Origin of the sequence: Streptomyces sp. NRRL F-6676 (genome assembly GCF_000725625.1) — a bacterium.
GTDB lineage: Bacteria > Actinomycetota > Actinomycetes > Streptomycetales > Streptomycetaceae > Streptomyces.
The window spans coordinates 283,598-307,284 of the sequence record NZ_JOHS01000008.1 but is presented as its reverse complement, the minus strand read 5'-3'; the positions used below and the strand labels follow the sequence as shown (position 1 = coordinate 307,284).

General features: G+C 73.5%; 23 protein-coding genes. 12 read left to right on the top strand and 11 right to left on the bottom strand.

Features of this window, described 5'->3' with window-relative positions; all coding sequences use genetic code 11:
* Position 1 precedes the first annotated feature (1 nt).
* From IO29_RS08120 to IO29_RS08080, 9 genes are all read left to right on the top strand, one after another.
* Entirely contained in the window at positions 2 to 622 is a 621-nt protein-coding gene (locus tag IO29_RS08120; protein WP_030378049.1) for an L-threonylcarbamoyladenylate synthase, read from the top strand.
* Positions 623 to 1,495: 873 nt separating this feature from the next.
* Complete coding sequence (locus IO29_RS08115) at positions 1,496 to 2,356, top strand: SigB/SigF/SigG family RNA polymerase sigma factor (RefSeq protein WP_030378048.1); 861 nt, start codon at positions 1,496 to 1,498, stop codon at positions 2,354 to 2,356.
* 136 nt (positions 2,357 to 2,492) lie between these two features.
* A complete protein-coding gene (locus IO29_RS08110) occupies positions 2,493 to 2,792 on the top strand; it encodes a DUF5133 domain-containing protein (protein ID WP_030378047.1) in 300 nt (99 codons plus the stop codon).
* Between the two features lie 142 nt (positions 2,793 to 2,934).
* Positions 2,935 to 3,150 carry a hypothetical protein gene (locus tag IO29_RS08105; RefSeq protein ID WP_030378046.1) on the top strand — a complete coding sequence of 72 codons (216 nt, stop codon included), beginning with the start codon at positions 2,935 to 2,937 and terminating at the stop codon, positions 3,148 to 3,150.
* 230 nt (positions 3,151 to 3,380) lie between these two features.
* Complete coding sequence (locus tag IO29_RS08100; protein WP_030378045.1) at positions 3,381 to 4,394, top strand: substrate-binding domain-containing protein; 1,014 nt, start codon at positions 3,381 to 3,383, stop codon at positions 4,392 to 4,394.
* A 209-nt stretch (positions 4,395 to 4,603) separates the two neighbouring features.
* Positions 4,604 to 7,315 (top strand): sensor histidine kinase, encoded by a 2,712-nt coding sequence (locus IO29_RS08095; protein ID WP_234307403.1) that lies wholly within the window; start codon positions 4,604 to 4,606, stop codon positions 7,313 to 7,315.
* 92 nt (positions 7,316 to 7,407) lie between these two features.
* Positions 7,408 to 7,839 carry a roadblock/LC7 domain-containing protein gene (locus IO29_RS08090; RefSeq protein ID WP_030378043.1) on the top strand — a complete coding sequence of 144 codons (432 nt, stop codon included), beginning with the start codon at positions 7,408 to 7,410 and terminating at the stop codon, positions 7,837 to 7,839.
* Between the two features lies 1 nt (position 7,840).
* A complete protein-coding gene (locus IO29_RS08085) occupies positions 7,841 to 8,197 on the top strand; it encodes a DUF742 domain-containing protein (RefSeq protein WP_030378042.1) in 357 nt (118 codons plus the stop codon).
* A complete protein-coding gene (locus IO29_RS08080; RefSeq protein ID WP_030378041.1) occupies positions 8,184 to 8,786 on the top strand; it encodes a GTP-binding protein in 603 nt (200 codons plus the stop codon). The genes IO29_RS08085 and IO29_RS08080 overlap by 14 nt, the downstream gene beginning before the upstream one ends.
* An 18-nt stretch (positions 8,787 to 8,804) precedes the next feature.
* Here the strand turns inward: IO29_RS08080 and IO29_RS08075 are convergent, their stop codons facing one another.
* From IO29_RS08075 to IO29_RS08065, 3 genes are all read right to left on the bottom strand, one after another.
* Positions 8,805 to 9,719 carry a GlxA family transcriptional regulator gene (locus IO29_RS08075; RefSeq protein ID WP_030378040.1) on the bottom strand — a complete coding sequence of 305 codons (915 nt, stop codon included), beginning with the start codon at positions 9,717 to 9,719 and terminating at the stop codon, positions 8,805 to 8,807.
* Positions 9,716 to 10,267: a cysteine hydrolase family protein gene (locus IO29_RS08070; RefSeq protein WP_030378039.1), complete on the bottom strand. Its 552-nt coding sequence runs from the start codon at positions 10,265 to 10,267 to the stop codon at positions 9,716 to 9,718. The genes IO29_RS08075 and IO29_RS08070 overlap by 4 nt, the downstream gene beginning before the upstream one ends.
* A gap of 118 nt (positions 10,268 to 10,385) precedes the next feature.
* Complete coding sequence (locus IO29_RS08065) at positions 10,386 to 11,354, bottom strand: aldo/keto reductase (protein WP_030378038.1); 969 nt, start codon at positions 11,352 to 11,354, stop codon at positions 10,386 to 10,388.
* 392 nt (positions 11,355 to 11,746) lie between these two features.
* On the opposite strand from IO29_RS08065, the gene IO29_RS08060 reads away from it, so the two are divergent.
* Complete coding sequence (locus IO29_RS08060) at positions 11,747 to 13,189, top strand: helix-turn-helix domain-containing protein (RefSeq protein WP_051707641.1); 1,443 nt, start codon at positions 11,747 to 11,749, stop codon at positions 13,187 to 13,189.
* Positions 13,190 to 13,652: 463 nt separating this feature from the next.
* Complete coding sequence (locus IO29_RS08055) at positions 13,653 to 14,147, top strand: DUF1360 domain-containing protein (protein WP_030378036.1); 495 nt, start codon at positions 13,653 to 13,655, stop codon at positions 14,145 to 14,147.
* Between the two features lie 340 nt (positions 14,148 to 14,487).
* On the opposite strand, the gene lhgO is transcribed toward IO29_RS08055, so the two are convergent.
* From lhgO to IO29_RS08020, 7 genes are all read right to left on the bottom strand, one after another.
* Entirely contained in the window at positions 14,488 to 15,687 is a 1,200-nt protein-coding gene (gene lhgO / locus IO29_RS08050) for an L-2-hydroxyglutarate oxidase (RefSeq protein WP_030378035.1), read from the bottom strand.
* 410 nt (positions 15,688 to 16,097) lie between these two features.
* Entirely contained in the window at positions 16,098 to 17,426 is a 1,329-nt protein-coding gene (locus tag IO29_RS08045; RefSeq protein WP_030378034.1) for an MFS transporter, read from the bottom strand.
* A gap of 280 nt (positions 17,427 to 17,706) precedes the next feature.
* A complete protein-coding gene (locus tag IO29_RS08040) occupies positions 17,707 to 18,657 on the bottom strand; it encodes a catechol 2,3-dioxygenase (RefSeq protein ID WP_030378033.1) in 951 nt (316 codons plus the stop codon).
* Positions 18,654 to 19,760 carry a 4-oxalomesaconate tautomerase gene (locus IO29_RS08035; RefSeq protein WP_030378032.1) on the bottom strand — a complete coding sequence of 369 codons (1,107 nt, stop codon included), beginning with the start codon at positions 19,758 to 19,760 and terminating at the stop codon, positions 18,654 to 18,656. The genes IO29_RS08040 and IO29_RS08035 overlap by 4 nt, the downstream gene beginning before the upstream one ends.
* A complete protein-coding gene (locus tag IO29_RS08030) occupies positions 19,757 to 20,467 on the bottom strand; it encodes a 4-carboxy-4-hydroxy-2-oxoadipate aldolase/oxaloacetate decarboxylase (RefSeq protein WP_030378031.1) in 711 nt (236 codons plus the stop codon). Before IO29_RS08030 ends, IO29_RS08035 begins: the two co-directional genes overlap by 4 nt.
* A gap of 125 nt (positions 20,468 to 20,592) precedes the next feature.
* A complete protein-coding gene (locus tag IO29_RS08025) occupies positions 20,593 to 21,246 on the bottom strand; it encodes a GntR family transcriptional regulator (RefSeq protein WP_030378030.1) in 654 nt (217 codons plus the stop codon).
* An 84-nt stretch (positions 21,247 to 21,330) separates the two neighbouring features.
* On the bottom strand, positions 21,331 to 21,693 hold the full coding sequence (locus tag IO29_RS08020) for a DoxX family protein (RefSeq protein ID WP_030378029.1): 363 nt from the start codon (positions 21,691 to 21,693) through the stop codon (positions 21,331 to 21,333).
* A gap of 149 nt (positions 21,694 to 21,842) precedes the next feature.
* On the opposite strand from IO29_RS08020, the gene IO29_RS08015 reads away from it, so the two are divergent.
* On the top strand, positions 21,843 to 22,658 hold the full coding sequence (locus IO29_RS08015; RefSeq protein ID WP_030378028.1) for an MIP/aquaporin family protein: 816 nt from the start codon (positions 21,843 to 21,845) through the stop codon (positions 22,656 to 22,658).
* Positions 22,659 to 22,728: 70 nt separating this feature from the next.
* On the opposite strand, the gene IO29_RS08010 is transcribed toward IO29_RS08015, so the two are convergent.
* Positions 22,729 to 23,379, bottom strand: a complete 651-nt coding sequence (locus IO29_RS08010) for a GAF and ANTAR domain-containing protein (protein WP_051707643.1) — start codon at positions 23,377 to 23,379, stop codon at positions 22,729 to 22,731.
* Positions 23,380 to 23,687 lie beyond the last annotated feature (308 nt).

Sequence of the window (23,687 nt, the reverse complement as noted above, 5' to 3'; positions counted from 1 at the left end):
GATGGCGAAGTACTTCGACGTTCATCCGGACAACCCCCAGGCGCGCACCATCGGGCAGGTTGCCGACAGCATTCGTGACGGTGCGCTCGTGGTGTATCCGACGGACTCCTGTTTCGCTCTCGGCTGCCGGCTGGGCAGCCGGGACGGGATGGAGCGGATCCGGACCATCCGGCAGCTCGACAGCCGGCACCACTTCACCCTGGTCTGCCGGGACTTCGCACAGCTCGGCCAGTTCGTACGGGTCGACAACGACGTGTTCCGCGCGGTCAAGGCGTCCACGCCCGGCAGCTACACGTTCATCCTGCCGGCCACCCCCGAGGTGCCGCGCAAGCTGCTGCACCCGAAGAAGCGGACGGTCGGCGTGCGCATCCCGGACCACCGGGTCGCCCAGGCGCTCCTCGCCGAACTGGGCGAGCCGCTGCTGTCCAGCACGCTGCTCCTGCCGGACGAGGAGGAGCCGATGACGGTCGGCTGGGAGATCAAGGAGCGGCTCGACCACGTCGTCGACGCGGTGATCGACTCCGGGGACTGCGGCACCGAGCCGACGACGGTGGTCGACTTCTCGGGCGGCGAGGCGGAGATCGTCCGCCGGGGCGCGGGGGACCCGTCCCGGTTCGAGTGACGGCGGGCGGGGCCGGCCGGACGTACCACCGGCACGGGTAGACAGGCGGGGCCGCCCGCGGCCGGCGGGGCTCGCGGGGCGCGTACGTCTGCGGCCGGTGGGGCCGTTGCCGGGCGGACCGGCGCGGGGCCCCACCGGCCCGCGTGCCGCGGGACCGTCCACGCGGGGCGTGGCGGAACGCGGGCCGCGCGGCCGGGTGACGGTCGGCCGGGTGGCACCGACGGCCGCCGCGGTCCCGCGACGGCGGGCGGCTGCCGTCGCCTCCCTGCCCACGGGAGGCGGTTCCTCGGGGCCGGTGCGCGGAGCGCGTCCGGCCGCACACCCACCGTCCTGCACCCCGGGGCGGGGCGCCAGACGCGATCCGGCCTGTGCGTCCGGCATTTTCCGGCGGCAGGGGCACGCGGTCGCGCAGGTCACGGGCGGGGGCCTGGCACATGCGGCGGCGCGGGCGGCTCCGAACAGGGGCGTCGGGCCGTCCGGCGGTGGCCGGTCTCACCGCCCCGGTGCCGTGTCGTGGGCCCGCCGCCGCACGGCCCGCGCCCGGAGGCGCAAGCGGAAGGGGCCGCCGGGGGCGGGCCGTACGGGGCGGGCACGATCACCGTCAGTCTCCCACCGGCCGCGCTCCGCGTCGCGCCGGAGGGGCGGTCCGTGTCCCGTGGGCACGGGCACAGCCCCAGGTGAGCCGTGCCCCATCTCTCCCGAGATGCGGAAAGGGGGTGTTTGGCCGCAGAGTGGCAGGGCAAGCGGAATTTCGTGCTTCGGACCGGAGGCGCGCCAGCGGGAGCGGTACATCGGCTCTCCCGGACTTCCGGCGAGCCGAGCGATCCGCCTCCCACGGTCATCCCTGACAGCATCGTGGAGGAGCTGTTCCGCATGCTCACTGACACCCCCACAAGCCGTCCCGGCGCCCCCGCTCGTCCCACCCCCCGTGGACCGCGAGCGCACGACGACGCGCCCGACACGGCATCGGACTTCGCCCGGCTCGCCGCCCTGGAGGACGGCCCCGAGCGCGAGGCGCTGCGCGACGAGCTGGTGACGGCCTGGCTGCCCATGGCCCACCGCATCGCCGGCCGCTTCCGCGACCGCGGCGAATCGCTCGAGGACCTGCGCCAGGTCGCGGCGCTCGGCCTGGTCAAGGCCATCGACCGGTACGACTGCGAGCGCGGCGCGTTCGAGAGTTACGCCGTACCGACCATCACCGGCGAGATCAAACGGCACTTCCGTGACCGCATGTGGGCCCTGCGGGTGCCCCGGCGGGTGCAGGAACTGCGCAACAAGGTGCGCGTCGCCCGCCGCGAGCTGATGCAGAGCCCCGGCTCCCCCGAACCGTCCGCCGCCGACGTGGCCCGGCACACCGGGCTGACGGAGGAGGAGGTCGGCACCGGGATGGAGGCGCTGGAGAGCTTCAGCACCCTGTCCCTGGACGCGGCGATGTCCGCCGACGACGACGCCTACAGCCTGGCCGACACCCTCGGGGTGGCGGAGGCGAGCTACGACGTCGTCGTCGACCGCGAGGCCGCGAAGGAGGGGCTGCGGCGCCTGCCCGAGCGGGAGCGGGCCATCCTGTACATGCGGTTCTTCCAGGACATGACCCAGAACCGCATCGCGGACCGCCTCGGCATCTCGCAGATGCATGTCTCGCGGCTGATCAGCCGCAGTTGTGCGCGGGTGCGGGAAGAGGCCATCGGGCGCGGTGCCGACCGCCGCGAGCCCGGGCGTACGGACGCCGGGTGAGCGCCCCGTACCCGCACGCCCCGGATCTCCGCCGGCCGCACCGGCCTCACCCACCCCGTCCGCTTCACCCTCCTCGCCCCTTCCGGTCCGCTCGGCCGCCGACGGACTCTCCGCCTGTGACCACCAAGGAGTGCACATGCTGATGCCCCACCCCGCGACGCTGCGCAAGCTGGTCGAGGAGTACCAGGCGCTCGCCGCCCTGGAGGCCGCCGACGGCGCCGCCAAGTCCGGGGCGCGCGTCCAGGACCTCGCGTACACGCTGTGCGTGTCGACCGGCACGCGGGACGTGCAGCAGGCGCTGGACTACGCGCGGCGGTATCTGGCCGCCGCCGGCGAGCAGGTCGTGCCGGCCGTCACCCCGCTGCGTAACCGCCCGGGTGTGCGCCGGGACGGGGCGATGGCCGTGCGGGAACCCGTCGAGGGCGTCGGTTTCTGAACCGGCCGCGGCCCGCGGGCGGCCCCGTCGCGGCGGCGGGACCGCCTCGTTACAGCCGTGGCCGGACGGGCACCCGGAGGGCAGCCGGGGCCCGGCCCCCGCGGCCGGCCCCGGGTCCGTACGGGCAGCAAGAGGAGACACCATGACGACGTCACAACCCGATCCGTCCCAGCCCTCCGGGCCCACCGGCGAGCGCGCCACGCCGGACGCCCTGCTGCACGCCCGCTCCGACGGCGAGGTCTCCCCGGAGGACGTGGTGCTCGCCTCGGGCAAGGACATCACCGAGCACAACCTGGACTGGGCCAGGCGCAAGCTCGCGGCGGAGGGTCCGGCGGTGCTGGACAAGCTCCTTCCCTGACCCCCGCGTTCACCCGGTTCCCCGCGTTCCCGGCCAGGGACGCGGGGAACTGACGCGAGCAACCCGCAACGAACCGGTACCTGTCCCCAACGACCGCTTGACTACCACCTGTCACACACGATTGGCTCCGGGCGAGCGACAAGCCCGGATCACCGGTGCACGCCCCCGTGCAGCCGCCGGCATCGCTGCCTTCCCTTCGGCTCGGCCGCACAGCGAGGTGCCGCACCACCATGAAGACCACTCCCCCGTCCCGTCGCTCCCCGGCGCCCGCGCGCCGCACCGCCCTCGCCGCGGGAGCCGTCGCCGTCGTCCTGCTCGCGGCGGCCTGCTCCGGCTCGGACGCGGGGGCGGACGCCGACGCGGCGGGGAAGGCCGGCGACGGGCGGATGCGGATCGCCCTGATCACGCACGGCGCCGAGGGCGACGCCTTCTGGGAGCGGGTGCGCGCGGGCGCCGACGCCGCCGCCGCGAAGGACCACATCGACCTGACGTACGCGAGCGACCCGGACGCCGCCGCCCAGGCGGAGCTGGTGCGGGACGCCGTGCGCGACCGGGTGGACGGCATCGCGGTGACGCTGGCCAAGCCCGAGGCCATGCGGGCGGTGGTCGCCGAGGCGCGGTCCGCCAAGATCCCGGTGGTCGGCCTCAACTCCGGCATCGACGCCTGGAAGTCGGACGGTCTGCTGGAGTACTACGGCCAGGACGAGAGCGTCGCGGGCCGTGCCGTCGGCGACAAGCTGGACAGCCTCAAGGCCAAGCACGCGCTGTGCGTCATCCACGAGCAGGGCAATGTGGCGCTGGAGGCGCGCTGCGCCGGGGTGAAGAAGACGTTCGACGGCCGCACGGACATCCTCTACGTGGACGGCACGGACGTCCCGGCGCTCACCGCCGCCGTCACCTCCCGGCTGCGCCAGGACCCGACCGTCGACGAAGTCGTCGCCAACGGGGCACAGTTCGCGCTGGCCTCGGTCAAGGCCGTGAAGGCGGCGGGCAGTCGCGCCGACGTCTCCACCTTCGACCTCAACGCCGACCTGGTGAGGGCGGTGCGCAGCGGCGACGTGCGGTTCGCCGTGGACCAGCAGCCCTATCTACAGGGCTATCTCGCCGTGGACGGGCTGTGGTTGTACCGCACCAACGGCAACCTCAGCGGCGGCGGTGCGGCACCGGTGCTCACCGGGCCCGCCTTCGTGACCAAGGAGAATGCCGCCGAGGTCGCCAAGTACGCGGCGGGCGGCACCCGTTGAGCCGCCGGGCCGCCGCCCGGCCGGCCCGGACGGGGGCTCACGGTGCGTGCGAGCACCGGTACGGATAGCATCGGCGCACCCCGCCGCGTGCGGGACGCCCGCGACCACCCCCTCGCGCCCGTCCCACCGCCCGCACTCCCGTCCCTGTTCCCCCTCCCTGTTCCGCATCCGCCCTCCGTTCCTGCCCCGCTGCTCCCCCTAGGACGACGATGTCTCCACGGACAGCCGCCCGACGCCGGCTCGGCTCCATACGTCTCTCGCTGATCCTGCTGGCCCTGGTGCCCAGCATCACGCTCGCCGCGATCTGGGGCGTGACGACGACGCAGATGTTCGCCGAGGGGCTGCGGCTGCGGAACCAGACGGAGCTCAGCCGGTCGACCGGCGCGATGGGCACCGACGCCACGCTCGCGCTCCAGCGCGAACGCGGGCTCTCCGCCGCGTGGCTGGCCTCCCCGCACGGCTCCCGCACCGCCCTGGACGCCCAGCGCCGTGAGACGGACGCGGCCATCGCCAAGCTGGTGGGGCGTTCGGAGGCGATTCGCAGCGCCCCCACGCGGATCTCGGATCGGATGTACTCCGTGATCGCCTCGACGAAGAGCCTGGAGTACTACCGCGGCCAGGTGGACCACCTCACCGACATCACCGCGGCCCAGGCGCTGGACCAGTACACCTCGATCATCGACGACCAGATCCACGCCTTCCAGGAACTGTCCCAGGTCGACGACGGCGACCTCACCTCGCAGGCCGGACCGCTGGTCGCCCTGGAGCACGCGGCGGAGCTGGTCTCGCAGGAGGACGCGCAGCTGACCCTCGCCTGGCCGTCCGGGAAGCTGGACGACGCCTCGTGGACGGAGTTCACCCAACTCGTCGGCGCGCAGCGGTGGGTGGTGCAGGACCAGGTCGTGCCGTCGCTGCGCGGGGCGGCCAAGGCCCGTGCCGAGGAGATCATGCAGGGCACGGACTGGGCGACGCTGCGGCACGTCGAGGACGAGGTGTTCCAGGCCGGGGTCACCGGCCGGACGAAGGACCGTGACGTCCGGCTGCCGGACAGCCACCAGCGGTGGGACCACGCCCTCGACCGGCTCTCCGCGCAGTACGCGCAGCTGATCCGGCAGCAGACCGGCCAACTGCTCGACCGCAGCGCGGACAACGCCGACGCGCTGCTGCTGAAGGCGGCCTGGCTGAGCGCCGGCGGGCTGCTCGCGCTGCTGGTCTGCGTCGTCCTGTCCTGGCGCATCACCCGCTCGCTCTCCCGGCGGCTGCGCGGGCTGCGCGAGGCCACCCTGAGCCTGGCGCAGAAGCGGCTGCCCGAGGTGGTGGCCCGGCTCGACCGGGGCGAGAAGGTGGACGTCGACGCGGCCGCCCCGCCGCTGGACTACGGGCGCGACGAACTCGGCCAGGTGGCACAGGCGTTCAACACCGCGCAGCGCACGGCCGTGCACACCGCGGTGGAGCTCGCCGACACCCGGCGCGGCTTCCAGAAGGTCATCCTGGGCATCGCGCGGCAGAGCCAGAACCTGGTCAACCTCCAGCTCAGCAAGCTCGACGCGCTGGAGCGCGAGCACGAGGACCCCAAGGTGCTCGCCGGGCTGTACGCGCTGGACTCCACCGCGAGTCAGCTGCGCCGCTACGAGGAGAACCTCGTGATCATCAGCGGCGAGCAGCCCCGCCGCAGCTGGACCGAGCCGGTCGCCCTGATCGACATCCTGCGCAGCGCCGTCGGCGAGATCGCCCAGTACCAGCGGGTGGAGGTGCACACCGACGAGGAGCTGTACCTGGCGCCGCCCGCGGTGGCCGACGTGATCCACCTGCTCGCGGAGCTGATCGACAACGCGACGGCGTACTCGCCCGCGCCGAGCCCGGTCGGGGTGCGGGCCGCGACGGTGGCCAAGGGGCTGGCGATCGAGATCGAGGACCGCGGGCTCGGCATGTCCGAGGAGGAGTACACGGCGTTCAACGCGCAGCTCGCCGAGGCCCCGCAGTTCGACGTCGTCGCGCTCGCCGACGACCTGCGGCTCGGCATGTTCGTCGTCGCCCGGCTGGCCGTCCGGCACGGGATCGCCGTCACGCTGCGGTCCTCGCCGTACGGCGGGACGACGGCGATCGTGCTGATCCCGGACGACATCGTGGTGCGCGACCTCGCCGCGCACGCGGGCGGGGGCGCGGCCGGGCGCACCGCGGGCCGCGTCGCCGGGGCCTCCTCCCCCGGCGGGGTGCCGGGCCCCCGGCCCGCCGGCCGGGACCGGGCGGCGGAGCCCGCCGACGGCACGGACGGCGAGGCCGCCGGGGTGGCCGAAGGTTCCGGGAGCCCGGCGGGCGACGGTTCCACGCCCGCCGGACCGGGTGCGGCGGGCGGTGCGGCGGTGGGCGCCGGGGGCGCGGCCGGTTCCGGCCGGGGCGGCCGGGGCGCGGCCGACGACCTGTCCGGCGCGGGCGCGTCCGGTGCGGGCGAGTCCGGCGCGGGCCGTCCGTCCGGTTCGGGCACGTCCGGTTCGGGTGCTTCCGGTGAGGGCTCGTCCGGTACGGGCCCGTCCGCCGGGGGCCCGTCCGGTGGGCGCTCGTCCGATGGGCGCTCGTCCGATGGGCGCTCGTCCGATGGGCGCTCGTCCGATGGGCGCTCGTCCGATGGGCGCTCGTCCGATGGGCGCTCGTCCGGCGGAGGCCGGCCCGCCCCGCTGCCGCGCCGGGTGCCGCAGAGCAGTCTGGCGGCCGAGCTGCTGGCGGATCCCCCGCCGGGGTCCGGTGCGGACGCCGGTGAGGAGTTCACCGCCGAGGAGGCCGCCTCCTCCCTCGCCGGGTTCCAGCGCGGCACCCGAGCGGCCCTGGACGACACGCCCTTCGACGACACGCCCTTCGACGACGCGGCCGGCGGCCACGCCGACGGCGACCGCGAGGGGGAGACCGCCTCCGCAGAAACGTAGCCCCCGACGGCCCGGCCCCTTCCGCCGCCGCCCGCCCGACTCCGCCGCCCGCCCCGACTCCGCTGCCCGATCGCTCATGAAGGACTGAAGAGATGACACGCCCCGCCCCCGCCACACACAGCCAGCTCGATCAGCTGCTCACCGGAATGGTGGAGCGCGTCGCCGAGGTGAACCACGCCGTCGTGCTCTCCGAGGACGGACTGGTGGTCAGCAAGTCCACCGCGTTCGTCCGCGACGACGCCGAGCGGCTCGCGGCCACCGCGTCCGGTCTGATGAGCCTGAGCCGGGGCGCCAGCATGGACTTCCGCGGCGGTCCGGTGCGCCAGGCGCTGATCGAGATGGCGCACAGCTACCTGATCATCACCGCCGCCGGGCCCGGCGCGCACCTCGCGGTGCTCACGCACAAGGGCGCCGACGTGGGCGTGGTCGCGTACCAGATGAACATGCTGGTGAAGAAGATCGGCGAGCACCTCAGCGCGGCCCCGCGCGCCACCGCCGGGCCCGCGGCCGACCGCGGCGAGTGAGGTGAGCGAAGGCGACGCGGCGGGCCGTCTGGTACGGCCGTTCACGCTGACCGGCGGCCGGACCCGGCCCAGCCGTGCCGACTTCACCCTGATCACCTCGGTGACCGCGGTGGACCCGCAGCCCGCCGGGGCGCCGCGGCCGCAGCCGGAGCACTCCCGCATCCTGCGGCTGTGCGCCCGGCCGATCGTGGTGGCGGAGCTCGCCACCCTGCTGGACCTGCCGGTCAGCGTGGTCGCGATCCTGCTCTGCGATCTGCTGGAGGCGGGCCGGATCACCATGCATCCGCCGCGTTCCGTCACCCGTAAACCGGACCTGGACCTGCTGCAGAAAGTGAGGGACGGCCTTGGCCGGCTCTGACCGCACCGCTCCCGTGGTCGCTCCGCCCGACACGGTCAAGATCCTCGTCGCCGGCGGTTTCGGCGTCGGGAAGACCACGATGGTCGGCTCGGTGAGCGAGATCGTGCCGTTGCGCACCGAGGAACTGCTGACCTCCGCCGGACTCGGGGTCGACGACCTCGCCGGGATCGAGGAGAAACGTGTCACCACCGTGGCGCTGGACTTCGGGCGCATCACCATCAGCGCCGAGCTGGTGCTGTATCTGTTCGGTACGCCGGGGCAGCAGCGCTTCTGGTTCATGTGGAACGACCTGGCCATAGGGGCGCTCGGGGCCGTGGTGCTCGTCGATGTGCGCCGGCCGGAGACGAGTTTCGCGGCGATCGACTTCTTCGAGCGGCGGCAGATACCTTTCGTCGTCGGCGTCAACGGCTTCTACGGCGAGCATCCGTACGGGGCGGAGGAGGTGCGGGAGTCGCTGGCGCTGCCGGAGGGCGTGCCGGTGCTGCTGTGCGACGCACGGGAGCGGGGCTCCTGCCGGGACGTGCTGATCGCGCTGGTGGACCGGGTGATCGCGTCCTCCGCCGGCTCCGCGCCCTCCGACGCCTCGTAGCGCGTGCGCGCCGCTGCGCTACCGGGCGGCCCGGGAGCGCAGCCGGCGGAGCATGCGCGCGTCCTCGAAGCCGACCTCGCGTGCCGCCGACTCGGCCGTCGCGCCCAGGCCGAGGAGGTGCTCGGCGCGTTCCAGGCGCAGGGTCTGCTGGTAGCGCAGCGGGGTGAGGCCGCCGGTGGCGCGGGTGAACAGTCGGGTCAGGGTGCGTTCGCTGACCCGGGCGTAGGAGGCGAGGCCGGCCAGCGGCAGCGGTTCGGCGAACCGCGTGTCGATCAGGTCCTGCACCCGGTGCACGGTGTCGTCCAGGTGCGAGCGGTGCCGCAGCATGGCGCTGGCCTGCGGCTGGTCGCCGTTGCGGCGGGCGTGGACGACCATGGTGCGGGCGACCCGTGCGGCCAGGGCGGGGCCGTGCCGCAGCGCCACCAGGTGCAGGGCGAGGTCGATGCCGCTGGCGATCCCGGCGGAGGTGACCACCCGGTCGTCGGTGGTGAACAGCACGTCACGGACGACGGTGGCCCTCGGGTGCCGGGCGGCCAGTTCGTCCTGGAGTTCGTGGTGGGTGGTGCAGCGCCGCCCGTCGAGCAGTCCGGCCAGGCCGAGGGCGTCCGCGCCGGCGCAGACGCTGGCGACGGTGCCGCCCGCCGCGTGGTGGGCGCGCAGCCTGCGGAGCACGTCCTCGCCCGGTGTGGAGCCCGTGCGCAGGGTGGGCGCCCGCCAGCCCGGCACCACCACCAGATCGTCGGCGTCGAGCGCGGGCCAGTCGGTGCGGGCGGTCAGCGGCAGCCCTTGGGCGCTGCGCACCTGGGGGTGTTCGGCGACGTAGTGCAGCGTGTACGGCCGCCCGAGGCCCGCCGCACTGTCGAACACCTGGACGGGTCCGGCCAGGTCGAGCAGATGGACCTCGGGCAGCAGGACGAAGACGACGCGGCTCACGCCGTGGATGCTGCCACGTCGGACGCGTACTCGGCGACGGTGGCGATGCGGGCGAACCGGTCGCGCAGGACGGCGACGGTGCGCTCGGTGATCGCCTCGGCGGAGAGATCGCCGATCGGGTTGGTGGCGGTGGCCTCGGGGACGAGGACCATGCGGTAGCCGAGGTCGCTGCCGAGGCGGGTGGTGGTCTCCACGCACTGCTCGGTGCGGATGCCGCAGACCCACAGCTCCCCCACGCCCGCCCCGGTGAGCAGCTGCTGGAGGTTGGTGGTGGTGAAGGCGTTGTGGGAGGTCTTGCGCAGCACCGGTTCGTCCGGCCGGGGCCCGTCCAGTTCCGCCAGGAGCCGTACGTGCCCGGAGTCCGGGTCGAACACGTCCCCGCTGCCGGGTTCGGTGTGCAGGACCCAGACGACGAGGTCGCCTCGCTCGCGGGCCAGAGCGGCCAGCCGGTTGACCGGGCCCGCGATGCCCGGGTTGTTGATGACGTCCCACAGCGGACGGGCGCGGAACGATTCCTGGACGTCGACGACGACGAGTGCTCGCTTCATGCGTCCAGTGTGACCTGCGCGTACGCCGGTTCCGCAGACCCGATCCGGGCCCGTGCCGGAACGATCCGGTCACGGGCCCGGGCCCCCGGGCGGGGGGCGGTGGTGCGGAGGTGCGGTGTCAGTGACCGCTGATCGCATGGGGCTCGTACGGCTGCTCCAGGCGTTCGAGGTCCTTGTCGGTCAGCTCGACGTCGAGCGCGGCGACGGCGTCCTCGACGTGCGCGGGCTTGGTGGCGCCGACGATGGGGGCGGTCACCCCGGGGCGGTGCAGCAGCCAGGCCAGCGCGATCCGGGCCCGGGGCAGCTCGCGTTCGGCGGCGATCGCGGCGACGGCCTCGGCGATGCGGCGGTCGCTCTCGGGGTACAGGGTGCGGCCGAAGTCGTCGGTGCGGCTGCGGGCGGTGTCCTCGTCCCAGTCGCGGGTGAGCCGGCCGCGCGCCAGCGGGCTCCACGGCAGGACGCCGACGCCCTGGTCGGCGCAGAGCGGCAGCATCTCGCGCTCCTCCTCACGGTAGAGGAGGTTGTAGTGGTTCTGCATGGACACGAACCGGGTCCAGCCGTTCAGCCGGGCCGTGTACTGGGCCTTGGAGAACTGCCAGGCGTACATCGAACTGGCCCCGATGTACCGGGCCTTGCCCGCCTTCACCACGTCGTGGAGGGCCTCCATGGTCTCCTCGACGGGGACCTGCGGATCGAAGCGGTGGATCTGGTAGAGGTCGACGTAGTCCGTGCCGAGGCGGCGCAGGCTCTGGTCGATCTCCGTCATGATCGCCTTGCGGGAGAGTCCGCCGCCGTTGGGGCCCTCGTGCATCCGGCCGTGCACCTTGGTGGCGAGGACGATCTCGTCGCGCCGGGCATAGTCCTTGAGGGCGCGGCCGACGATCTCCTCGCTGGTCCCGTCGGAGTAGACGTTGGCGGTGTCGAGGAAATTGATCCCGGCCTCCAGGGCCTGGCGGATCAGCGGCCGGGCGGCGTCCTCGTCGAGGGTCCACTCGTGGTTGCCGCGCGCGGGCACGCCGAAACTCATGCAGCCCAGGCATATCCGGGACACTTCGAGACCCGTCGTGCCGAGTTTCGCGTACTGCATCGATCACTCCTGTTCGCCGTGCGTCCCACGAGGGTGGGCGGACCTGCCCCCGAGGGGGTTCCCTGAGAGATCCCCGAGGAATCCCCTGAATGATCCCCGAGGTCTGGCCGGGGCGGTGTCGCGGGCCGGAAGTCTGGGGGAAAGTGGTGGACATGGCAGATGTGTCCCCCGGTCCTCCGGGCGAGTTTCCCGGTGCTTCGGGCGAGTTTCCCGGTGCTTCGGGCGAGTTTCCCGGCGGTGCTCCGGGTGAGTTCCCCGGTGCTGCTCCGGGCGGGTCTCCCGGTGCTTCGGGTGAGTTTCCAGGCCTTCCGGGCGAGGCCGACCGGCCGGCCGGTGCGGGTGCCGGTCGTGGTGGTGGCGGTGCCGGCCGTGGTGGTGGCGGTGCGCCGTGGATGCGTGACCTGCTCGAACACCTGCGGCCCGCGGCGCGCGACCCGGCCCGGGTGGTGGCGTGGCTCGGCGAGGCGGTCGACGGCACGGCCGCGCTGGGCGACCGGCACGGCCGGCTGCCGGCCGGGCGGCGGGCGCTGCCCGACGAGCGGCTGGTGGCGGACCTCGCCACGGGCCGCCTCGCGTCGGCGGCCGTGGACGACGAGGGGCAGCACACACGGCTGGTCGCGGTCGGCCGCCCGCCGGCGGCGCATGTGCTGGCGGTCTGGCGCGACCGGCCGTTCGACCAACGCGCGGGGGAGATCGTGGCGGCCACGGCCTGGGTCCTCGACGTCCTGCTGGAGGAGCGCGAGCGCGGCGCGGAGCGCCGCCGGCTGACCCGGGCCACGGCCGACCTCGGGCTGGCGGTGCTGCAACTGCTCATGGTCGGGGACACGGTCGCGGCCCGCCGGGTCGCCGCGGGCATGTGGCCCGGGCTGCTCGACGCGGACGGGCTGTGCGTGTACGTCCTGGAGGGCCCGGCGGGCGACCGCGAGGCACTGGCCCGGCGCTGCGCCGAGGTCACCGACGGCCGGGCGCTGGTGGTGCGCTGCCCCGCCGAGGAACGCCACCTGATCATGGTCGCGCCGCACGCGTGGGGCACCGAGGCCGCCGAGGAGCTCCAGGAGGAGCTGCGCACGCTCGCCGACGGCATCTCCGGGGTGTTCCTCGGCGGCAGCGTCCGCCAGGAGCTCGGCGAGACGGCACTGGCGTACGGGCAGGCCGTCAGCGCTCTGGTCGTCGCCCGGTTCCGCCCGGAGGCGGCGGCGATGTACGCCGAGCGCACGCATCCCCAGCGGCTGATACCGCCGGGCGCCCTGCACGGCTGGGCCGACCGGCTGCTGCTGCCGCTCGGCAGGCTCCCGCTGGCCACGCACGCGGAACTTCAGGCGACGACCCGGCTGGGCCTGGAGTTCACGGCGGTGAAGGCGGCGAAGGTGCTCGGCGTCAGCCGCAACACGGTACGGGCCCGGATGGACCGCACCGGGCAGCTGCTGGGCGCCGACCTCGGCGACCTGCGCACCCGGGCCGTGGTCCACCTCGCGCTGTCCGCGCTGGCGGACGGGCCGGGGCTCACCGGTCCCACCCCCGACGGCGCGGCCGCCCCGGGCCTGGCGGAGCTGCTGCGCGCCCCGCATCTGCGCTCCTGGGCGCAGGAGCTCCTGGACCGGCTCGCGGAGGACTCCCGGGATCTGCGCGGCACGCTACGCGCGTGGATCGCCGCGGGGGCGAACGCCGAGCGGGCGGCGCAGGATCTCGGGGTGCATGTGCAGACGGTCCGCGAGCATGTGCGCGCGGGTGAGAAGGCGCTGGAGCGCCGGCTGCTGGCCGGGGGCAGCGATCTGTACGAGGTCGTCCTCGCCCATCTCGCGGTACGGGAACTGGAGGCACCGGCCCTCGGGTGACCTCGGGAGGGCCACCACCGGGCCGGGCGAAACGGGGCATCCCGGATGGGGCTGTGCACGGCTGAGTGCGTGACGGACGGGGGCGGGCATCCGTGCGATGGCCGAACAGGCGGGGGGCGGCTTAGTTTGCAGGAACGCCGCTCCCGGGATGCGACGGACGCGACCGGCACGGGGGTCCGGTCGCGCGAAGCGCTCCCGGGGGCGTGCGGAGGGGGGGTTCCCCTTGCGACCCCCGGGCGCGTGAGGGTGCGCGGGGTCGTTTTCGTGGGCGGGTGCGGGCGGGTTGTGGCGGGTCGCGCGGTTCCTCGCGCTTCTGCGAACACCGCGGGCCGTGCCGCATCGCGGCTCCGCCGCGCGGGCGCGAGAACAGCGTGGGCCTCTGTGGGCGCCGCCCTGGTGTGACCGTGGGTGACCGGGGCACCCGGACGCCGCTCGCACACACCCGTGCCCGGACGGAGGCGCCATGACCGACATCGCCGCACACGACTACGACGCACAGGAGAGGGTTCCCCTCGCCGGTTACGCCACCGTCGCCGGTGCCTTCGGCGCCTCCCTCGCGGCGTTCGCCGTCGTCGTCAACCGACGCGGCGTGACCCTGCCGGAGCGCGTACCACCGTGGGACCTGCTGCTCCTGGGCGCGGCGACGTACAAGACGTCCCGGCTGCTCACCAAGGACAAGATCACCAGCTTTCTGCGCGCCCCGTTCACCCGCCGCGAGGAGGACACCACCGCGGGCGAGGTGATGGACGAGCCCCGCGGCAGTGGGCTGCGGCTGGCGGTGGGGGACCTGCTGTCCTGCCCGTTCTGCGCGGGGGCGTGGACGGCGGGCAGCCTGGTGGCGACGTACGCGGTGGCGCCGCGCGCCGCGCGGCTGGTGTGCGCGGGCTTCGGGGCGATGACGCTGGCGGACTGGTTGCAGTACGCGTGGACGTGGACGCAGGAGAAGGTGGAGGGGTGACGGTCCCCTCCGGGGTCGGGCGGGGGGTTCGCTTCGGGGCTCGGGGGGAGTTGGTCCGTCGGCGGGTGCGGATGGAGTGTGGCGGGCCGCGCCCGCGCGGCGGAGCCGCACAGTGACACGGCCCGCCCCCAGAGGGCGCGCCGTCTGCGAGGGCTCCGGACCGGCCGCCGACGAGCGGACGGGCACCCTGTGCGCGGCCGACCTCACGGCCGAGGCGGCCGGCCCCCGCCGCGGCCTCCGCCCCGGGCCGGCCGGCCGCTGGCGCCACGACCGCCGGTCCTCCGGTCCCCCTCGGCCGGAGCTGTCAGGAGGTCCCGGTCCGGCCTCGTCCGGGACGTCGTCAGGCGTCGGTGAAGACGGCCTCGGTGAGGTGCTCGGCGATCGCCATGGAGGCCGTCGCGGCGGGCGAGGGCGCGTTGCGCACAGCGGTGATCCGGCCCACCCGGTGGATGCGGAAGTCGTCCACGAGGGTGCCGTCGGGGTCCAGCGCCTGGGCGCGCACGCCGGCGCCGCCGCGGACGACGTCGGCGACGCCGACCCCGGGCACGTAGTGGCCCGCGTCCCTCATGAAGGCCGTCCGGGACAGCGAGCCGCGGTACTCCTTGATGCCGGTCCGCCAGTGCCGGGCGGCCATCCGCCAGGACCCCGGGTAGGCCGCGAGCCGCGCCAGGTCCCGCGGGGAGACCTGGGAGAGCTTGTAGCCCTCCCGGGCCAGCGCGAGGACCGCGTTGGGGCCGACCTCGACCGAGCCGTCGACGCGCGGGGTGAAGTGCACGCCGAGGAACGGGTAACGGGGGTCGGGCACCGGGTAGATGAGCCCGCGCACGAGGTGCGCCCGCTCGGGTCTGAGGAGCATGTACTCGCCCCGGAACGGGATGATCCGCGGCTCCTTCCTGTCCTGCGCGAGCCGGGCGACGGAGTCGGAATGCAGCCCGGCGCAGAGCACCAGCCGGTCGACGCGCACCCTCTCCTGTCCGGAGGCCACCTCGATGCCGCCGGGGACGTGGGTGAGCGACGTGACCGGGAAGCCGAGCCGTACCTCGCCGCCCGCCGCCTCGATGTCCCTGGCGAACTCCCGTGCGACCGCCGGGTAGTCGGTGATGGCGGTGCGCGGGGAGTGCAGGGCGGCGAGACCGCCGGCGTGCGGCTCGATCTCCTTGATCTCCTCCCTGGAGACCTTGCGCAGCTCGGGCACGTGGTTGTTCCTGGCCCGCTCGTAGAGGTTCTCCATCCGGCCCAGTTCGTCCTGGCGGACCGCCATGACGAGCTTGCCGATCTCCTCGTACGGCAGCTTCCGGTCCTGGCAGTACTCGCGCAGCAGGGCCACGCCCCGCACGGTCAGGCCGGCCTTGAGGCTGCCGGGCGCGTAGTAGATACCGGCGTGCACCACACCGGAGTTGTGGCCGGTCTGGTGGACGGCGACCTGCGACTCCTTCTCCAGGACGACCACACGGGTGCCGGGGCGGCTCAGGGCGATGTGGCGTCCGGTGGCCAGACCCACGATGCCGGCGCCGACGATGCCGATCGTCTCGTCAGCCATCGGCAGCCTCCTCTCTGTTGGTGCCGCTCCCGCCGCGGTCCCGGACGCCGGAGTGGACGGCGACCGTCTTGACGCGGGTGGAGAAGCGCGGGACTTCCTCTCCCTGCTCGTTGTACGCCGTCCCGGCGTCCCGGAACCCTCCGGAGGGCAGGTGGACGACTCGGGGGTGACGTCGGCGAGCACGCATGCGGAGGTGGGGGTGCCGGGGAGTCTCGTGCTGTACGAGTGGTACGTGGACCGCGGAGGTGGTGCGGGGCGGGGGGATTTCTTCCGCCCCCGCCGCCCCTTCCCCTTCCCTCCCCGGGGGCAAGCCCCCAAACCCCCGAAAGGATTGCGCAGTTCCCCGCGCCGCTGGATCAGGGATGCGGGGAACTGCGCAATGGGGTCGAAAGGCGGCGGGGGCGGAGAACTCAGGCCGTGGTCGCCAGGGGCCTCGCCGTGTCGGGGCGCGTCGGCCTGGCGCTCCGCAGCGCCGCCGCCCCGATGAACACCATCGACGCCGCGCCCGCCAGGGCGAACGCCGTGAAGCCCCAGTCGCCGCGGTCCGCCGCGAGCAGCTGCCCGCCCAGCCAGGGCCCGAACACCGCCCCGAACCGCCCCATCCCCGACGTCCACCCCACCGCGGTGGCCCGGTTCGCCGCACTGGACCGGATCGACACCGTCGCGTAGATCATCGTCTGGGCGCTGTTGAGGAACACCCCGGTCAGGAAGACCACCACGAACGTCAGCGCCAGCGGCATGTGGACGCTGAGCAGGAACACCCCCGCCGCGGTCAGCGCGAACCAGAGTGCGGAGACGCGCGGCGCCCCGAACCGGTCGGAGGCCCGCCCCGCCACCAGCATGCCGACGATCCCGCCGAGGTTGAACAGCACCACGAACGTCAGCGCGGACCCCAGCTCGTACCCCTCGCTCCGCATCAGGGTGGGCAGCCAGGTGGCGACACCGTAGACGAGCAGCAGCCCGCCGAAGGAGGCGAGCCAGTACAGCAGCGTCTGGATCCACTCGCCACCGCGGAAGAGGTTGAAGAAGGCGGCCCAGCGCTCGCCGGCGACCGAGCGGCCGGACGCGGCGGCGGGCAGCTCGACCTCGAAGCGGCGGGCCAGCGCCCCGGCCTCCTCGGTGCGGCCCTGGGCGACGAGGAAGCTCAGCGACTCCGGCATGACCTTGGCGAGCACCGGCACGAAGAGCAGCGGCACCACGCAGACCCAGAACGCCGCACGCCAGCCGAGCGGTTCGACGATCCACAGGGCCACGTAGGCGGAGAGGATGCCGCCGGCGTGGTGGGCGGTCATCAGCAGGCCGATGGTGAGGGCGCCCCGGCCGCGCGGGGCGTAGTCGGAGACCATGCTGATCGCGGTCGGCAGCAGCCCGCCGAGGCCGATGCCGGCCAGGGTGCGGCCGAGGCCGAAGACGGCGACGCCGCCGGAGACCGCGCACAGGCCGGAGGCGAGCGAGAAGAGCGTGACGCAGCCGATCATCAGCTTCCTTCGGCCGACCCGGTCGGAGACCGTACCGGCCGCGAGGGCGCCGACGAGCATGCCGAACGTGGCGTAGCTGCCCAGGTCACCGGCCTGGCCGGAGGTGAGGCCGAGGGCGTGCTCGTCGAGCATGTGCGGCAGCACCGAGCCGTAGATGAACATGTCGAGGCCGTCGAAGAGGACGGCCACCCAGCACAGGCCGACGACGAGGAGGGCCAGTCTGCTCCCGCGGGACGACACGGCGGTGGGTGAGGAGGACATCGTTGTTTTCCTCTCGTCCAGGGGGCGAGCGCCCCTGGAGGGGATCTGACGCGGATCGTTGCGGCTGACAGCGGCCGACCCGTTGGTGGCTAGACGCTAAGTTGACCGTCAGAAAGTGTCAACGTTTTCGTCAACAATCACAGCAACGACCTGGGTGCCGATTTCCTCGACCAGCCCCGGACGACGCACGGCCGAGGGGGTGGGGCGCCCCCGTGGCGCGCCCCACCCCCTCGGCCGTCTCCCGCGGCCTCGACCGTCCCCGCAACCCCCGCCGGTCCGCTCAGTCGACGACCGGCGTGCCGTGGGTGTGGAAGGACTCGATGGTCTTCAGGCCCCAGGCCTGGCCCTTCCCGCGCTCGGCCTCGGTCCAGGTGATCAGCGGCCAGTCGGGGGCCAGCACGAGGCGGGTGAGCGGGTTGCACAGCTCGATCCGGTTGCCGCCGGGCTCGTAGACGTAGAGGAAGAACGTCTGCTGGATGGCGTGCTTGTGCGGGCCGGTCTCGATGAACACCCCGGTGTCCAGGGCGAGATCGGCCGCGCGCAGGATGTCCTCGCGGGTGTCGGTGGCGAACGCGATGTGGTGCAGCCTGCCCTGCGAGCCGGTCCAGTCCTCGGTGTAGACGACGTCGTACGACTTGTTGGTGTACGTCAGCCACTTCGCGGCGATCCGGCCGTTGTCGAGGCGGATCTGCTCGGTGGGCCGGGCGCCGAGCACGTGTTGGTGGAAGTCGGCGTTGGCGGCCACGTCGGCGCCGAGGAAGTTGACGTGGTCCAGGCGCCGTACGCCCACCCCGTGCCCCGGCTTGGCCTGCGGCTGGTTCTTGAGGCCGGGGGTGAGGTGCTCGGGGGCCCGGTAGTACTCGGACTCCCAGTAGAGGGCGATCTCGTGGCCGTCGGGGTCGGCGGTGACGTAGATCCGGCCGAGGCCGGGTTCGTCCTCGGTCCAGCGGCCCTGGTGACCGGCCGCCTCCAGTTCCTTCACCCGGCGGTGCAGCGCCTCCTCGCTGGAGGTGCGCAGGGCGGTGCGGCGCATGCCCGCCTTCTCGTGGGCGACGAGGACCAGGCTGTGGTGCTCGTAGTCGTCGAAGGTGCGCAGGTAGACCTTGTCGCCCTCCTGCCCGTTGACGGTCAGCCCGAGGTAGTCGGTGAAGAAGGCGAGGCTGGCGTCGAGGTCGGGGGTGAGCAGTTCGACATGCCCGAGGTGGGCGATGTCTCCCAGCGGCGGAGTCATCCGTCTTCTCCTTGTGCGTGGCGGACGGGGGCGGTGCCGGCGGACCGGGGGAACACCGTGCCGTCGAAGAGCTTGCGGGCGGTGCGGACGACGGCGGTGCGCCGGGCCACCGGGAGGGCTCCCCCGGCGCCGTCGGCGACGCTGGTCTCGATGTCGAGGAAACCGGTGGGGTGCTCGATGCGCAGCCGGTCCCCGTCGGGCAGCCGGGCCAGGTCGTGGCCGACGGCGCCCCCGATGCGCAGTCCGGCGCCGACGCTGGCGGCGCCGAGCACACCGATGGAGGTGTGGCAGCGCACGGGGATGAAGGTCCGGGTGGTCACGGCGCCGCCGTCGCGGGGCGGGGCGAGCAGCGTCAGCTTGGGCACGGTGGTGTGCTCCACGTCGCCGAGCCCCATCAGCCGGCCCGCTGCCAGGCGGATCTCCCGCAGCCGGTCGGTGAGGGCGAGGTCCTCCTCCAGCTCCTCGGGTGCCTCGTAGCCGGTGATCTTCAGATCGGAGGCGGCGAGCAGGACCGTCGGCATGCCGTTGTCGACGCAGGTGACCTCGGTGCCGGCGATCGTGTCCCGGACGTTGCCGGTGGGCAGCAGGGGGCTGCCGCCCGGCGGGAACTCGATCACCACGGCCGCCGCGGTGCCGGGGACGCCGGAGATCTCGGCGTCGCCGGTGTAGTCGACGCGGCCGCCGGGGGTCGGGAAGGTCGCGGTGGCGAGGTCGTCGCTGTTGACCATGCGGATGCGGACCGAGGTCTCCGTCTCCCCGGCGGGCACGAGTCCGCGTTCGACGGCGAAGGGGCCGACCCCGGCGAGCAGGTTGCCGCAGTTCTGCCGGTCGGACACCTCGGGGGCGTCCACGCCGACCTGGAGGAACAGGTAGTCGACGTCCGCCCCGGGGTGCTCGGAGGCGGAGACGACGGCGACCTTGCTGGTCAGTGGATGTGCGCCGCCCAGGCCGTCGATCTGCCGGGGGTCGGGGCTGCCCATGACGCGCAGCAGCAGGTCGTCCCGCGCGGCCGGGTCGGCGGGGAGGTCGCCGGCGAGGAAGTAGGCGCCCTTGGAGGTGCCGCCGCGCATGAGCATGCAGCGGAGTTCGTCGTGGCCGGTCATGCCTCCTCCCCCGTACGGGCGTACTCCTCGTGGGACTGGTAGCGCACCCCGAGCCGCGAGAGGGTCTCGCGCAGTCCGTAGCGGTCGAGCCCGAGCTGTCCTTCCTGGAAGGCGGCGCGGGAGGCGGCCTCCTTGCGTTCGCGGGCCTCGGACGCCTCGGCGGCCTGCCGGGCGCGCTCGCGCGGTACGCACACCACGCCGTCGTCGTCGGCGAGGATCACGTCGCCGGGACGCACCACCTGGCCGCCGATGGCGACGGGGACGTTGACGGAGCCGCCGGTGGCCTTGACGGTGCCCTGCGGGCTGACGGCGGCGGCCCAGGCGGGGAAGTCCATGGCGCGCAGTTCGGCGGTGTCGCGGATGCCGGCGTTGATGACCAGGCCGCGCACCCCGCGCCGCTGGAGCGCGGTGGCGAACAGCTCGCCGAACATGCCGTCGGTGGAGGGCGAGGTGGTGGTGACGACCAGCAGGTCGCCCTCGCCGCACTGTTCGACCGCCGCGTGGATCATGAGATTGTCGCCGGGCCACGAGAGCACCGTCACGGCGGTGCCCGCGACCCGGGTGTCCTGCTGGACGGGGCGCAGGTGGGTGCCGAGCAGACCGGTGCGGCCCATCGCCTCGTGCACGGTGGCCACGCCGTACCCGGCGAGCGCGTCGACGTCCTTCGCCGCGGCCTTCGGCGGCCCGGTGACGATCACTCCGCTCATGCCGCCTCCCCCGTGCCACGGGCGGGGACCGCCCCGGCGGGGGCGGTGGAGGGGGGAACGGCGGGCGCGTTGCCGTGGGTCATGCTGCGATCTCCTCGGTGGACAGATGGGCGCGCCCCCCGGCGTCAGTCGTGGCGGTAGGCCTCGATCACGCTGCTGAGGTGGGCGCGGACGGCCGCGTCGGCCGCCTTCGGGTCCCTGGCCCGGATCGCCTCGACCATGGCCAGGTGCTCGTTCAGGGACTGCTGCGGACGCCCTGGGCGCAGCGCCAGCTGGAAGCGGTGCCGCACCAGCTGGGCGTTGAGCCTGTCCAGCAGTTCGACGGCCACCTGCTGGCCGGAGATCTGCCGGATGCGGCTGTGCAGTTCGGCGTTGAGCTCCGAGTAGGTCAGGGGCTCGCCGGCGGCGACGGCCTTGGTCATCGCCTCGCCCAGCTCGGCCAGTTCACCGAGCTGCTCGTCGGTGGCCATGACGGCCGCCTTGGCCGCGCACAGCCCCTCCAGCACCATCCGGCACTCGGTGATGGCGACGGCCTCCTCCACCGACACCACCCGCACCCGGGACCCGCGGTTGCGGATCCGTTCGACGAGGCCCTCCGAGGCCAGATCGATCAGTGCCGCCCGGATGCTGGCCCGGGTGACCCCGAACTCCTCGGCCAGTTCGTTCTCCACCAGCCGCTGTGCCGGAGCCATCTCGCCGCGCAGGATCGCCTGCCGCAGCTTCGTCAGCGCGAGCTGTTTGGCCTGCTCCCCGGTGCCCGGCCGGGCCTCGTTCGGCATGTGCCCTCCCTGAATGAGTGCCTGTCGAACGTAAATCTATCCAAACAAGATTGTCAACAATTTTGTTCGACAGATTGCGCCCGCTCAGGCGCCCTTCGCGACCCCCCGCGCCCACCACACCAACGGCACCTGCACCGGCAGCCGGCCGAGGGCCGCGGCCCGCAGCGGCCCCGGCTTGTCGCGCCAGTCGACGGCCATCTTCACGTTGGCCGGGAACACCCCCACGAAGAACGCGGCCGTCGCCAGCGCCGCACGCCGCCGGGTCCTGGGCAGCGCCACCCCGGCCGCCAGTGCCAGCTCCGCCACACCACTGGCGTACGTCCAGGCCCGGGCCGGCCCCGGCAGGGCGCGGGGGACGATCGCGTCGAAGCTCCGGGGCCGGGCGAAGTGGGCGGCTCCGGCGGTGGCCAGCAGGCCGGCGAGCAGCAGGGGCGAGCGGTGGGACACGGTTCCTCCTACGGGACGCGAGTGGTTACCCGAGAGTAAAGGAGCGGTCGAGGCGAATTGGTCGCCGCATACGCGGATGCACCACCGGGGAGTTGAGCGGACACTGACACAGAACAAGACCATGGTTTCCGGCGAAAGGCGGCGCCCCTATGGCACAGCGAACATCCGGGCGGGGACTGGCGGGTGAACTGGCCGCGGAGTTCCTGGGCACCCTGATCCTCATCCTCTTCGGCTGCGGCGTGGTCGCGCAGGTCGTGGCCGCGGGAGTCGGCGATCACGACAGCATCGCCTGGGCGTGGGGCCTCGGCGTCACGCTGGGCGTCTACGTGGCCGCCAGGCTCAGCGGTGCCCATCTCAACCCGGCCGTGACAGTGGCCCTGGCCTGCTTCAAGGGCTTCTCCTGGCGCAAGGTCATCCCCTACTCCCTCGCCCAGACGCTGGGTGCCTTCATCGCCGCGCTGCTCGTGCGGTGGAACTACACGGAGGTCCTCGGCAAGGCCGACCCCGGCCACACCCTCAAGACGCAGATCGTGTTCTCCACCCTGCCCGGCAACGGCACGTTCCCGGTGAGCGAGTGGGGGGCGCTGCGGGACCAGATCATCGGCACGGCCATCCTGCTGCTCCTGATCTTCGCCATCACCGACCTGCTGAACACGCCCCCGGGCGCCAACATGGCCCCGTTCATCATCGGTCTCGTGGTCGTGGCGATCGGCATGGCCTGGGGCACCGACGCCGGATACGCCATCAACCCCGCCCGTGACCTGGGCCCCCGCCTGGCCAGCTACCTCACCGGCTACGGCTCGGCCTGGCGGGATCAGTACGGCGATCTCTATTTCTGGGTGCCCATCGTCGGGCCGCTGATCGGCGGCATCCTGGGCGCCGCCGTCTACCGGTACATGATCACGCCGTTCCTGCCCTCGGAGGAGGAACAGGAACCCGGCCGGGTGCCGGCACCGGAGGAGTGAGGGAACCGGGCGGGGCCCGCCGGAGGCGGCCCCGCCCGCCACACCTCGGTGCGCCGCCCGCCGGGGGCGCTCAGCGCGGCAGTTCCTCGCCCCGGATGATCTTCTCGGCGATCTCCCGCAGCTTGATGTTGAGGTCCTGGGAGGTCCGCTTCAGCACGGAGAACGCCTGGTCCTGCCCCAGGTTGAACCGCTCCCGCACGATGCCGATCGCCTGGCCGATCTCGTCCCGCGATTGCAGCGCCGTCTGCAACTGGTCCTCGGTACGGGCGTGCGCGAAGGCGACCGCGGCGTGCGAGGCGAGCAGCCAGCCCACGTGTTCGTCCTGGTGGGTGAAGGCGTTCGGCTTGTACGAGTACACGTTCAGCGCACCCAGCGTGTTGTGCCGGTCGAACAGCCGGAACCCCATGGCACTGCGCAGTCCGAGTTCGACGGCGCGCGGCGCGAAGCGCGGCCAGGACTCCCCCGCGTCCCGCAGATCGGGGATGTGCTGCACCGCCCCCTCGAGGGTGACCGCGTCGAAGCAGGGCCCCTCCCGCAGCTCACCCTGCACGGCGTCCGAGGCGCGCACCACGTCGTCGGTGGCGGAGATCGTCCGTACGGCCCTGCGCCGCAGGGTGAGGATCCCGGCCACGTCGCAGCCGTCGATCAGCGCGACCGCGTGGGCGGAGATGCGGTCGACGGTGTCCTGCACGGACTCCTGCGCCAGCAGGTCCCGTGCCATCGCCGCGAGCCGGTCGGCGAGCTTCGGCCAGCCGCCGTCCGCCGCCTGAGGGGAGACATCGCCCACGCCATGACCTCCCTGGACGTAACTTCTCCGGTCACACTACTGCACCGGCCCCGGCGGCGAAGCCGCGTGCGAAACGTGGCACAGGTCACACCGCGCTCTTCCCGGATACCGGAACCCTGGCCAATGCTTTACCGTTCACCAACATGTGGCCCCCGGCCACCACGAACGGCCTCGGCTGGTCTCCCCCGTCCAGCCGAGGCTCCCCCCTTTTTTTTCCGCCCGTGCGGGCGTTTTCCGCCCGT